Genomic DNA, 11,726 nt, shown 5'->3' with positions numbered 1-11,726 from the left:
GGATGACCGGACTCACTCCGTATCTCCACTTCCCCGGCGTCGCGCGCGATGCGCTCACCTTCTATCAGGAGGTCTTCGGCGGTGACCTGGTGCTGCACACCTTCGGAGATTTCGGACGGGAGGACGGGCCGAGCGACTTCATCGCGCACGGAATGCTGAGCGGGCGCGTCGAGCTGTTCGCCGCCGACGGTGTGCCGGGCGATCCGCCGCTGGAACTGCGCGGCGTCATGTTCTCTCTCCTGGGCACCACCGAGCCGGCGGAGCTCGAGACCTGGTTCGCGACGCTCGCCGACGGCGGCAGCGTCATCGATCCGCTGCAGCTGCGCGCGTGGGGCGACCATGACGGCACCGTGACCGACCGCTTCGGGGTCGCCTGGCTCATCGGTTATCAGGGCTGACCTGCTATCAGGGCGGACCAGGCCCCGGGCGCGTGAGTATGCTCGGCCGCGTGAGCGTACTAGGGATCGGCGGGCTCTTCTTCCGCAGTCGTCATCCGCAGGCACGGGCGGAGTGGTATCGCCGACACCTCGGCATCGATGCCGGCGCCGAAGGCCAGGGAGCCGTCTGGCAGCAGGATGCCGGGATGACCGTCTTCGCGCCGTTCTCCGCCGACAGCGACTACTTCGGGGCGGACCAGCCGTTCATGCTGAATCTTCGGGTGAGCGAGCTCGACGCCCTCGTCGCGCGTCTGGAGGGCGCCGGGGTCCCGGTCCAAACCCGCCCGGAGTGGGAGACGGAGTACGGCCGGTTCGTCCGGATCGTCGACCCGGAGGGACTCGAGATCGAACTGTGGGAGGCGCCCGGGTAGAGCCCGGCGCGAGATCAGCGGGCCGCCCGACGGCTCCGGACGAACGCCGAGACGACGGCGACGGCTGTTCCCGCAACGATGCCGATGAGCGTCTCCCCCAGTCGGTCGCTCAGCAGCACGCCGACGGTGGTCGGTGCCGCGAGCTGGACCATCAACAGCGCGAGCGGCGTGATGAAGATCATCGCGATTGCGTAGTTGCGACCCACGAACAGTTCGGCAGTCGCCTGCAGACCGACGGCGATCAGGATGACCCCGAGGGGAGGCACGCCCAGGGCGAGGATGGCTGCTGCCACCAGAACTCCGAGCGCGGTCCCGATGAGCCGCTGCAGTCCGCGGATGATGCGCGCCTTCACGTGCGGACCGCTCACCGCCGCGACCGCGCCGACCATCGCCCAGTACCAGTGGGAATCCAGGAGCAGAAGCCCCGCGATCCCGCCGAGGAGCGTCGCCACCGCCACCGTGACGGCCATCTCCGTGGCCACAGCGCCGACGGCGATGCAGTTCTTCGTTCGCGCCAGGCGCGGAAGCCCTCGGGCCGAGACTGCCTCGTACACGAGTGTGATGAGGATCGAGAAGACCACGGCCGCGAGACCCACAGCGAGGACGTCGATCAGCCGTGTGGCATCGGCGGGAACGGATGCCGTCGCCCCCGCGGCGAACACGATGAACAGCGCTCCCGGCGGATGCCACTGGGCCGAGTACGCGAGCAGGGTGACGACCGAGGCGACCGCCGACACGACGACGATCGCCCACGGCGCCGCCAGCTGGGCGACTGACGTGGCCGTGCCGATGAGCATGGCGGTGACCAGGACCGCGCCCGCGGCCGCCTGCATCCTGACGCGATCGCCGATCGGATCGGTGCGCCCGTAGAGCGAGGCGAAGGCTCCGAAACTCGCGTAGATGCTGAGATCGAGCCGGCCCATCGCGCAGAGGACGAGCAGGGGGACGCCGACGCTGATCGCGGCACGGATCGCCACCGTGTGATCGCGGTCGTAGGGTGCGACACGGATGACCCCGGTCCAGATCCGGCCACGCGATGCACCCACCTCAAGAGCCTACGCGCGACGGACGACCGTCTGAGGGCCCGAGCGTGAGAGGGAACCGGGCGATCCCCGGAACCTCCTCAGCGCACGGCGTCCTGTGCCTGCGACTCACTGACGGGCTTCCGCACGAACGCAGCCAGCACGACGGCCACGGATGCGACCACCGCGCCGACGAAGAAAGCGGTGTGCACGCCCGATGCGACGGCACCGACCGGATCGGCACCGGATGCCGCCGCGGCAGCGCCACCGACCGACATGAGGGTGATGAACAAGGCGGTACCGGCCGCTCCGGCGACCTGCTGCAGGGTGCTGACCGTTGCGCTGCCGTGCGAGTACAAGCGCTGCGGAAGGGATCCCAAAGCCGACGTGAGCAGCGGCGTGAAGACGAAGCCGAGACCCAGGTTCAGAGCCATGTGCACCGCGATGATCCAGGAGACCGACGTGCCTTCGCCGAAGGTCGTCATGCCCCACAGCGCCGCCGCCGCGACGACCATTCCGGGAAGGACCAGCGGCCGCGGTCCGAAGCGGTCGAAGAGCGACCCGACGACGGGAGCGATGATGCCCATCAGTACGCCGCCGGGCAGCAGCATGAGTCCGACGGTCAGGGTGTCGAGCGAGAGGACCTGCTGCAGGTAGATGGGCAGCAGGATCAGCGAGCCGAAGAGCGCCGACATGACCACGATGACGAGGACGACGGCGAGGCTGAACGAGCGCGACCGGAAGGTCCGCAGGTCGAGGAGAGCGGCATCCGTCCTCTGCAACACCAGCTGACGGACGACGAACGCGATGAGCGATGCCGCGCCGACGATCATCGGGATCCACACGGGAACCGGGGCGTGACCCGAAGCCGACTCGCCGATGGAGCTGAGTCCGAAGATGAGACCGCCGAAGCCCAGGGCCGACAGGACGACGGACGGGATGTCGAAACGCGCGTCCCTCGTCTCGGTGACGTTGCGCACCCACAGTGCGCCGAGGGCGATGGCGACGAGCGCGATCGGAAGGACCAGCCAGAACATCCACCGCCAGTCCAAGGCCGACAGGATGAGCCCCGAGACCGTGGGGCCGATCGCCGGTGCGACGGCGATCACGATGCTGATGACGCCCATCATCCGCCCGCGGTGCGTCGGAGGCACCACGTTGAGGACCGTGGTGAAGAGCAGCGGCATCATGATCGCGGTGCCCGACGCCTGGACGATGCGGCCGACCAGCAGCATCCCGAACCCCGGCGCCAGGGCCGCGATGAGCGTGCCGATCGCGAAAAGCGTCATCGCGGTGAAGAACACCTGGCGCACGGTGAAGCGTGCGAGGAGCGTCCCGGTCAGCGGGATGACGACCGCCATCGTGAGAAGGAAGCCTGTCGTCAGCCACTGCGCGGTGGCCGCCGTGATGTCGAGGTCGACCATCAGGCTCGGCAACGCGACGCCCATGATCGTCTCGTTGAGGATGACGACGAAGGCCGCGACGACGAGGAGCGCGATGACGGGTCCGGTCTTCGCGGGGGCTGCGGAGATCGTCGGGGAGGGCGCCGTGTCGGGGCGGGAGTCGCTGAGGGTCATGGGGCGCTTTCGAGGTCGGTGGGGACGGGTCGTCCTGGTCCATCATAAGTGACACTCACTGCCATTTTGGCGGTCAGTGCATATTTGACGATCAGTGCAACAATGATCGGATGAACGGGTATTCCCGCGGCGACGCGACTGGTGAGGAGCCCGCCCCCGGAGGTCTCCGCGAGCGGCGCCGCCGCGAGACGCAGCGCGAATTGTCGGATGCGGCGATCGACCTGTTCGAGAAGCACGGCGTCGGCGGGACGACCGTCGACGACATCGCGCGCCGCGCCGGCACCTCACCCCGGACGTTCTTCCGCTACTTCGCGACCAAAGAGGCGGCCGTCCTCCCCACGCCCGAGGAATCGGAGTCGATGCTGACCGCGGTGAGCGAGGCGATCGGCAGCGGCACACCGCTGCTGCGGGCACTCGAGAGCAGCTGGCTCGCGCAGATCGCCCAGTTCGACTCCCGACCGGATGAGCACGAGCGCGCGCTGCGCATCCGCCGCCTCATAGGCCACGAGCCGACCCTGCTCGCGCTCGCCCTCCGTACCGAGGCCGAACAGGTGGACGCTCTGACCGGAGTCGCCGTGGATGCCGCTGGCTCGGATCCCGACATCCTCACCGCCCGTGCAGCCATCGGGATCATCTTCTTCATCGTCCGGCTGGCCTTCGACGAGTGGGCCCGTCGTGCCGAGCTCGGCACCTCAGGCAGCGTCCGTGACATCTATCTCGAGATCCGCCGCAGCACTGCGGCGATGAGCGACCAGTTGGGCGACTCGCCCGCCTGACCCGGCGCCGCGAACGACGAAGCCGGTCGGGGTTCTCACCACCGACCGGCTTCGTGTCGCACTGTCTGTGCGCGAGGGGGGAGTTGAACCCCCACGCCCTTTCGGGCACTGGCACCTGAAGCCAGCGCGTCTGCCTATTCCGCCACTCGCGCGAACCCGTGTCGCCACGGGATCAACTTTCCGAGGATATCATGGCGCGAGCCCGCCGGAGAAACAGCCGCAGCCTTGTTCCCCAGACCCTGCCAGGGTCGACAACTAGCATGTGAGCACCGGTCCAGACTGCCTGAGGAGCCCCGTGGGACTACTTGACAGCTTCGAGAAGGGAATCGAGCGCGCCGTGAACGGTGCGTTCGCCAAGACCTTCCGCAGCGGTGTGCAGCCTGTCGAGATCGCCTCCGCACTGCGGGCCGAGCTCGACGCGAAGGCCGCCGTCGTCTCGCGCGACCGCATCCTCGTTCCCAACACACTGGTCGTCCGGCTCGCGCCGGCGGACCACGAACGCATGGGGACGCTGGGCCGTGCCCTGCACGACGAGCTGCTGCAGCTGGTCGAAGCCCACGCGAAGAGCCAGCAGTACAGCTTCGCCGGGCCCGTGTCGCTGCGGATCAACCCCGACGAGTCGCTCAGCACCGGTACGGTCCGCGTCGATTCCGCCTCCGCGAGCGTCGACGACGTCTCGTGGCACGGCGTCGTCGAGATCGACGGTACCCAGCACCCCCTCACGGCCAGCCGCACGGTCATCGGCCGGGGGACGGATGCCGACATCACGATCTCCGACGCCGGCACGAGCCGCCGGCACGTCGAGATCCTCTGGGACGGCCGTCGCGCCATGGTCCGCGATCTCGGCTCCACCAACGGAACGCAGCTCAACGGAGTGAAGGTCTCGGAGGCGGCCCTGGAGCCGGATTCCGTCGTCACCATCGGGCGCACGCGCATCACCTTCCGCGTCGTGGCGCAGGCCTCCCGCATCCCGCCGCGGCCGCAGGATCCCGCGACCCGCATGTTCGACATCGGAGGCCAGGCATGAGTGAACTGACACTCCTTCTGCTGCAGATCGGGTTCCTGATCCTGCTGTGGTTCTTCGTCTTCGCGGTGGTCTACTCGCTGCGCGCCGACCTGTTCGGCGTCAAGGTCCGCAAGATGCCCGAGCCCGTCGCCGCCGCGCCCGGCCCCGTGGCGACCGCGCCGGCCAACGCCGAGACGTCGATCGTCTCGCCGATCACCAGCCGGCCCGCCGCCCCCAGCGGGCCGCAGAAGGCTACCCGCACCACGGTCTCCCGCATCGTCATCACGAGCGGTCCGAAGGCGGGTCTCGAACTCCCCCTCGGCGACGAGCCCTTGACGATCGGCCGCTCGAGCGAATCTGGTCTCGTCATCCGCGATGACTACACCTCGAGCCACCACGCGCGCCTCGTCCTCTGGGGCGAGCAGTGGATGGTGCAGGACCTCGATTCCACCAACGGCACCTGGCACGACGGCGAGCGCGTCGCCTCTCCCGTCCCCGTGATCGTCGGAGCGCCCATCAAGGTCGGCGCCACGACGTTCGAGCTGCGGAAGTAACGGCCCGCACCGATGGTCTTCGAGGGTTCGAGCGCCGCGATCTCCCATACCGGGAAGGTCCGGTCCAACAATCAGGACTCGGGCTTCTCCGGCTCGAACCTGTTCGTCGTCGCCGACGGCATGGGAGGCCACGCCGGTGGCGACATCGCCTCGAGCATCGCCGTCCACCACCTCGAAGGCCTCGACCACGGCTTCCCGACTCCGGCCGAGGCCGAGCGCGAACTCCGCGAGTCGATCGTGGATGCGGCGCACGTCCTCGTCGACACGGTCGCCGAGCGTCCCGAGCTGGCCGGTATGGGAACGACGGTCAGCGCCGTCCTCATGGTCGACGAGTACGCCGTCATCGCCCACATCGGCGACTCGCGCGTCTACCTCTTCCGCGACGGCGTGCTCACTCAGATCACGACGGACCACACCTTCGTGCAGCGTCTCGTCGACTCGGGACGCATCACGCCCGAAGAAGCGCGGTACCACCCGCGGCGCTCCGTCCTCATGCGCGTCCTCGGCGACATGGGCACCGACCCCGAGGTCGACGCCTTCATCATGCAGACCCAGCCCGGCGACCGCTGGCTGATCTGCTCCGACGGTCTCTGCGGCGTCGTCGACGATGCGCAGACCGCCAAGGTCCTCCGGCAGGACCTCGCCCCAGGCCGCACCGCCGACATGCTCTTGAAGCTGGCGTTGGATGCCGGTGCCCCCGACAACGTCACGATCGTCCTCGTGGACGTGGGCGGGCGGCATCCGATGTACAGCGGGACCGCGACGATCGTCGGTTCCGCCGCGACGCCGAAGGGCATCGAGATCCCCGTCGCGCGACCGGCGCGTACCGGCTGGTTCCAGACCGGGCGCCAGGCGGCCAACGAGCCGAGCCACTTCGAGCCGGCGGCGGAGTACCTCGAGGAACTCATCGAGGAGGACCGCCGTCGTGCCCGGCGCCGTCGCGTCTGGTGGTTCGTCGGCTTCCTCGCGATCATCGCGGTCATCGCCGCCGGTGTGTTCGCCGGCTACGCCTGGACGCAGACGCGGTACTTCATCGGCGCCGACGACGACAGCGTCGTGATCTACCGGGGCATCCAGCAGGACATCGGCCCGATCTCACTGTCGACACCGTACGAGGACACGAACATCCTCCTCGCCGACCTGGACGCCCTCGAGCGGCAGTCGGTCGAGCAGACCATCTCCGCACGATCCCTCGCCGACGCGCAGGCGATCGTCGACAACCTCCGCCAGGGGACCCCATGACAGCCTCGGTAGAGACCGACACCACGGTCATCAAGGCACTGCGCAAACTGCGGATGCCGGCCACCCAGCGCAACCGCGAGCTGGGGCTGCTCCTGTTCGCCATCGTCGTGACGACCGTCGCGGTCATCCTCGTCCAGCTGGGCACCCGCGACCAAATCGACCCGACGTTCCTCTCGTACTGCGGCGGCCTGGCCGGACTCGCCTTCGCCATGCACATCGTCACCCGGATCTGCGCGCGCGACGCGGACCCGTTCGTCCTGCCGATTGCGACCCTGCTGACCGGTCTCGGGATCGCGATGATCTACCGCCTCGACATCGCAGAGGACCGTGCGGGCTGGGGATCGCTCGGTTTCCGTCAGCTCGTGTGGGCGGCAATCGCCATCGCCGGCGCGATCCTCATCGTCATCTTCCTCCGCAACTACCGCGTCCTCTTCCGCTACACCTACGTGTTCGGCCTCAGCGGCATCCTGCTGCTCCTGCTTCCCTTCGTGCCGGGGCTCGGCATCAAGGCCGGCGCGGACGTCTGGGTGTCGATCGGCGGCGTCTTCTCGTTCCAGCCCGGTGAACTGGCGAAGATCTGCCTCGCCGTCTTCTTCGCGGGGTACCTCGTGCGCACCCGCGAGGCGCTCAGCTCCGTCGGCACGAAGTTCCTCGGCATCACGTGGCCGAAGGCCCGCCAGCTCGGCCCCCTGCTGATCATCTGGGGGGTCTCGCTCGGGATCATCGTCCTGCAGCGCGACCTCGGCACCGGCATCCTGATCTTCGGGATGTTCATCGCGATGCTCTACGTCGCGACGGGCAAGGCCAGCTGGGCGATCCTCGGGGTCCTCCTCGCAGCGGGCGGCGCGATCGTCGCATCGCGGATCCTGCCCTACGTCGGGTCCCGCTTCTCGAACTGGCTCGACGCGTTCAACCCCGACTACATCAACGGCAGCAGCTACCAGCTCGTGTCGGGCATCTTCGGTCTCGCGCACGGCGGACTGATCGGCACCGGATGGGGCCTCGGCCGCCCCGACCTGACACCGCTCGCGCACAACGACTACATCCTGCCGAGCCTCGGTGAAGAGCTCGGCCTCGTCGGTGTGTTCGCGATCCTCGCGCTCTACATGGTGTTCGTGAGCCGCGGCATCCGCATCGGCATCGCCGGTCAGGACGACTTCGGCAAGCTCCTCGCGACCGGGCTCTCGTTCACGCTCGCCCTGCAGGTGTTCATCATGGTCGGCGGTGTCACCCGCGTCATCCCGCTCACGGGTCTGACCATGCCGTTCCTCGCGGCGGGCGGTTCGTCGCTCATCGCGAACTTCCTCATCATCGCGATCCTCCTCCGGATCTCGGATGCGGTTCGCTCCAGGCCCCGGGTGGTGATCGGATGACCAAGCAACTCCGCCGACTGAGCGTCGTCGTGCTCTTCATGTTCCTCAGCCTGTTCGCGGCGACGAGTGTCATCCAGGTGGCCCTCGCCGGTCAGCTCAACGAGAACCGGGAGAACCGCCGCACCCTGTACGACTCGTACGAGGTGCAGCGCGGCACGGTCTACGCGGGCAGCACGGCGATCGCCTCGTCGAAGCCGAGCGACGACGTCTACAGCTGGATCCGGACGTACCCGGATGCCGAGATGTGGGCACCCGTGACGGGGTTCATCAACCCCGTCCTCCGCTCGTCGACGGGCATGGAGTACGCCATGAACGCGGCCCTCGCCGGAACGGGAAGCCAGCAGTTCCTGACCCGTCTCGACCAGATCGTCAGCGGTCAGCCGGCGCGCGGATCGAACGTCCTCCTCTCGCTCGACCCGAAGGTCCAGAAGGTCGCCTACGACGCGCTCGACGGTCTCGAGGGCGCGGTCGTCGCGATGGAGCCCGACACCGGCCGCATCCTCGCGATGGCCACGAGCCCCAGCTACGACACGAACCTGCTCGCCTCGCACAACAGCTCGTCCGTGAACGCAGCGGATCAGAAGCTGCAGGCCGACCCGCTGCGTCCCCTCACCAACCGGGTGACGCGCGAGACCGAGCCCCCCGGGTCGACCTTCAAGCTCGTGGTCGCCTCGGCGGCGCTCGCGTCGGGCAAGTACACGCCGGACTCGACGTTCGACAACCCCGCCACCTTCACGCTCCCCGGAACGACGAACGTCCTGCACAACTTCGATCGCGGCACGTGCGGTCCGGGCGAGAAGACGACGCTCGAGACAGCCTTGCGGCTCAGCTGCAACATCCCCATGGCCGAGCTCGCGCTCGAACTCGGCACCGACGCGATCCGCGAGCAGGCGCAGAAGTTCGGGTTCAACTCGGCCTTCGAGATCCCGCTCGACGTGACCGCGTCCAGCTACCGCGAGGGCTTCGATGAGCCGCAGACCGCGCTGAGCGGCATCGGCCAGACGGATGTCCGCGCGACGCCGCTGCAGATGGCCATGGTCGCCGCGGGGATCGCGAACGACGGCGTCGTCATGAACCCGCGCATGGTCGACCGCGTCGTCGCGTCGGACCTGACGGTTCAGGACGAGCCCGCCGACACCGAGTTCGGCCGGGCCGTGTCGCCCGAGGTGGCCCAGACGATGACGCAGCTGATGATCGGCAATGTCAAAAACGGCGCCGCGTCGGGTGCGAGAATAGACGGAGTCGACGTCGCCGGGAAGACCGGAACGGCGGAGCACGATCCGGGGGACCCGTACACGCTGTGGTTCACCGGTTTCGCCCCCGCGGAGGACCCCAAGGTGGTCGTCACGGTGATGGTGGAGAACGGTGGTGGGCTCGGCCAGAACGGAACGAGCAACGGGATCGCGGCCCCGATCGCGAAGAAAGTGATTGAGGCGGTGCTGAGCGAATGAGACCGACGCAGGGTGTGAGCTTCGGCGGACGGTACGAACTGGCTTCGCGGATCGCGATCGGCGGCATGGGCGAGGTCTGGGAGGCCACCGACCACGTCATCGGGCGTACCGTCGCCATCAAGATCCTCAAAGACGAGTACATGGGCGACCCCGGGTTCCTCGAGCGTTTCCGCGCCGAGGCCCGCCACGCCGCGCTCGTCAACCACGAAGGCATCGCCAGCGTGTTCGACTACGGCGAGGAGAACGGCTCCGCGTTCCTCGTCATGGAACTCGTCCCCGGCGAAGCCCTGTCGACGATCCTTGAGCGCGAGGGCGCGCTGTCGACCGACAAGACGCTCGACATCGTCGCGCAGACCGCCTCGGCGCTGCAGGCCGCCCACGCCGCAGGCCTCGTCCACCGCGACATCAAGCCCGGCAACCTGCTCATCACGCCCGACGGTCGCGTGAAGATCACCGACTTCGGCATCGCGCGCATCGCCGATCAGGTGCCCCTCACCGCGACCGGTCAGGTCATGGGCACGGTCCAGTACCTCTCGCCCGAGCAGGCGTCGGGTCACGCGGCATCCCCCTCGACCGACATCTACTCGCTCGGCATCGTCGCGTACGAGCTGCTGGCCGGCCGACGCCCATTCACGGGCGAATCGCAGGTCGCGATCGCGATGGCGCAGATCAACGACACCCCGCCGCCGCTTCCCGACACGATCTCGGAGCCCGTGCAGCGCTTCGTGATGAGCATGATCGCGAAGAAGCCCGACGAGCGTCCGGCGTCGACCTCGGCCGTCGCCCGCGCGGCAGGTGCACTCCGCCGCGGCGATGTCGCCGGCGCGGCCGCAATCGTTCCGGCGATCGCCGGCGCCGTGTCACCGGATGCCTTCACGCAGCTCCTGACGTCCAACAACGGCACCGACGCGACGACCCGCCTGCTCCCCTCTGCGGGCGCGGCCGGAGCAGCCGCCGGCGTCGGCGCAGCCTCAGGCGTCGGAACCGGGACGGCCGCCCTCGCGACCGAGCAGCCCGCTCGCTCGCAGCCCGCCAAGAAGAAGCGCAGCCCGTGGACCTGGCCCCTCGTGGCCCTCATCGTCCTGCTGGCCGTCGTGCTGATCGGTGCCCTCGTCACCCTCTTCCAACCGACCGGCGAGACGGGACCGGCCACGCCGCCGCCCAGCAGCCCGGCCCCGGTCTCCAGCCCGCCGCCGTCCTCGCCGCCGCCGTCGACGCCCGCGGCGCCGACCTCGGCCGATCCCGAGTCCTTCGACATCGAGGGCAAGTCGTGCGAAGACGCGAGGCAGATCCTCAACGACAACGGATTCGCCAACGTCGTCTGCGAGCGCGGCGACCAGGCGAACACCGACGACCAGGTCGGCACGGTCTACAGCATCAACCCCACGGGCAACGTGCAGTTCGATCGTGAGATCACCCTGCTGTACTACGACAAGACGGCTCAGATGGAGACGCCCGCAGCGCCGAGCATCCAGGGCGGCAACGACGACGGAACCGTCACCGCCGGGTCGACCGTGCGGATCATGTGGGACAGCTACACCTGCCCCGCCGGCGCACCGCAGGCCACGAGCTACACGATGACCCTCTCGGGGGGCGTCTTCCAGAAGAACGGCGAGTCGACCGCGAGCTTCGCGATCGGCGACCGTCCGCAGGAGGTCGTCGTCGGCACGAACAGTCAGGCCCTTTCGGTCACCTACAACGTCACCTGCAACGGCGAGGGCACCGAACGGGTCTCGGGAGAGTCGTCGGAGGCTGCGGCATCCATCGTCCCCGCTCAGGAGGAGACCCCTCCCGCTGACGGTGGCGACGGCGGCGGCAACGGCAGCGACGGCTGATCACGACCGCATTCAGCGGGCTTTCGAACACGGTCGGATAGGCTGTCCGGGTTCCATTCCGGGGAGTGAAGTGTCCGTTACG

11 protein-coding genes and 1 tRNA gene are annotated in these 11,726 nt (G+C 68.6%); 9 read left to right on the top strand and 3 right to left on the bottom strand.

Annotated features, from left to right (window positions below):
* The first annotated feature begins 2 nt into the window (after positions 1-2).
* Entirely contained in the window at positions 3-398 is a 396-nt protein-coding gene (locus MRBLMI1x_RS02795) for a VOC family protein (protein WP_336125421.1), read from the top strand.
* 38 nt (positions 399-436) lie between these two features.
* Positions 437-808, top strand: coding sequence for a VOC family protein (locus tag MRBLMI1x_RS02790; protein ID WP_018187830.1), 372 nt, complete (start codon positions 437-439; stop codon positions 806-808).
* A gap of 14 nt (positions 809-822) precedes the next feature.
* Here the strand turns inward: MRBLMI1x_RS02790 and MRBLMI1x_RS02785 are convergent, their stop codons facing one another.
* Complete coding sequence (locus tag MRBLMI1x_RS02785; protein ID WP_363455790.1) at positions 823-1,854, bottom strand: FUSC family protein; 1,032 nt, start codon at positions 1,852-1,854, stop codon at positions 823-825.
* A gap of 77 nt (positions 1,855-1,931) precedes the next feature.
* Positions 1,932-3,407, bottom strand: coding sequence for a DHA2 family efflux MFS transporter permease subunit (locus tag MRBLMI1x_RS02780; protein WP_363455787.1), 1,476 nt, complete (start codon positions 3,405-3,407; stop codon positions 1,932-1,934).
* 110 nt (positions 3,408-3,517) lie between these two features.
* Here MRBLMI1x_RS02780 and MRBLMI1x_RS02775 point away from each other — a divergent pair, with 110 nt between their 5' ends.
* Positions 3,518-4,183, top strand: a complete 666-nt coding sequence (locus MRBLMI1x_RS02775) for a TetR family transcriptional regulator (RefSeq protein ID WP_363455784.1) — start codon at positions 3,518-3,520, stop codon at positions 4,181-4,183.
* A 68-nt stretch (positions 4,184-4,251) separates the two neighbouring features.
* On the opposite strand, the gene MRBLMI1x_RS02770 is transcribed toward MRBLMI1x_RS02775, so the two are convergent.
* Positions 4,252-4,335: transfer RNA gene (locus MRBLMI1x_RS02770), tRNA-Leu, on the bottom strand.
* 143 nt (positions 4,336-4,478) lie between these two features.
* Here MRBLMI1x_RS02770 and MRBLMI1x_RS02765 point away from each other — a divergent pair.
* The 6 genes from MRBLMI1x_RS02765 to MRBLMI1x_RS02740 are packed head-to-tail and all read left to right on the top strand — an operon-like array spanning position 4,479 to position 11,644.
* Positions 4,479-5,210 (top strand): DUF3662 and FHA domain-containing protein, encoded by a 732-nt coding sequence (locus MRBLMI1x_RS02765; protein WP_363455781.1) that lies wholly within the window; start codon positions 4,479-4,481, stop codon positions 5,208-5,210.
* On the top strand, positions 5,207-5,743 hold the full coding sequence (locus MRBLMI1x_RS02760) for an FHA domain-containing protein FhaB/FipA (RefSeq protein ID WP_311858455.1): 537 nt from the start codon (positions 5,207-5,209) through the stop codon (positions 5,741-5,743). The genes MRBLMI1x_RS02765 and MRBLMI1x_RS02760 overlap by 4 nt, the downstream gene beginning before the upstream one ends.
* Positions 5,744-5,755: 12 nt before the next feature.
* Positions 5,756-6,985: a PP2C family protein-serine/threonine phosphatase gene (locus MRBLMI1x_RS02755; RefSeq protein ID WP_018187824.1), complete on the top strand. Its 1,230-nt coding sequence runs from the start codon at positions 5,756-5,758 to the stop codon at positions 6,983-6,985.
* Entirely contained in the window at positions 6,982-8,358 is a 1,377-nt protein-coding gene (locus MRBLMI1x_RS02750; RefSeq protein ID WP_020097615.1) for an FtsW/RodA/SpoVE family cell cycle protein, read from the top strand. The genes MRBLMI1x_RS02755 and MRBLMI1x_RS02750 overlap by 4 nt, the downstream gene beginning before the upstream one ends.
* The gene (locus MRBLMI1x_RS02745; RefSeq protein WP_020097614.1) at positions 8,355-9,809 is read left to right on the top strand and encodes a peptidoglycan D,D-transpeptidase FtsI family protein; all 1,455 of its coding nucleotides are present in this window, start codon (positions 8,355-8,357) and stop codon (positions 9,807-9,809) included. The genes MRBLMI1x_RS02750 and MRBLMI1x_RS02745 overlap by 4 nt, the downstream gene beginning before the upstream one ends.
* Entirely contained in the window at positions 9,806-11,644 is a 1,839-nt protein-coding gene (locus MRBLMI1x_RS02740; RefSeq protein ID WP_363455774.1) for a protein kinase domain-containing protein, read from the top strand. The genes MRBLMI1x_RS02745 and MRBLMI1x_RS02740 overlap by 4 nt, the downstream gene beginning before the upstream one ends.
* The last annotated feature ends 82 nt before the right edge of the window (positions 11,645-11,726 follow it).

Source organism: Microbacterium sp. LMI1x-1-1.1 (assembly GCF_040676205.1).
GTDB classification, from domain to species: Bacteria; Actinomycetota; Actinomycetes; order Actinomycetales; family Microbacteriaceae; genus Microbacterium; species Microbacterium aquilitoris.
Note: the sequence above shows the minus strand (reverse complement) of the source record. Positions and strands in the feature narration are given on the sequence as shown.

Coding starts and splice junctions, on each gene's coding strand:
- MRBLMI1x_RS02795 (WP_336125421.1), top strand. CDS start 3: ATGACCGGACTCACTCCGTATCTCCACTTCCCCGGCGTCGCGCGCGAT.
- MRBLMI1x_RS02790 (WP_018187830.1), top strand. CDS start 437: ATGCTCGGCCGCGTGAGCGTACTAGGGATCGGCGGGCTCTTCTTCCGC.
- MRBLMI1x_RS02780 (WP_363455787.1), bottom strand. CDS start 3,407: ATGACCCTCAGCGACTCCCGCCCCGACACGGCGCCCTCCCCGACGATC.
- MRBLMI1x_RS02775 (WP_363455784.1), top strand. CDS start 3,518: ATGAACGGGTATTCCCGCGGCGACGCGACTGGTGAGGAGCCCGCCCCC.
- MRBLMI1x_RS02760 (WP_311858455.1), top strand. CDS start 5,207: ATGAGTGAACTGACACTCCTTCTGCTGCAGATCGGGTTCCTGATCCTG.
- MRBLMI1x_RS02755 (WP_018187824.1), top strand. CDS start 5,756: ATGGTCTTCGAGGGTTCGAGCGCCGCGATCTCCCATACCGGGAAGGTC.
- MRBLMI1x_RS02750 (WP_020097615.1), top strand. CDS start 6,982: ATGACAGCCTCGGTAGAGACCGACACCACGGTCATCAAGGCACTGCGC.
- MRBLMI1x_RS02745 (WP_020097614.1), top strand. CDS start 8,355: ATGACCAAGCAACTCCGCCGACTGAGCGTCGTCGTGCTCTTCATGTTC.
- MRBLMI1x_RS02740 (WP_363455774.1), top strand. CDS start 9,806: ATGAGACCGACGCAGGGTGTGAGCTTCGGCGGACGGTACGAACTGGCT.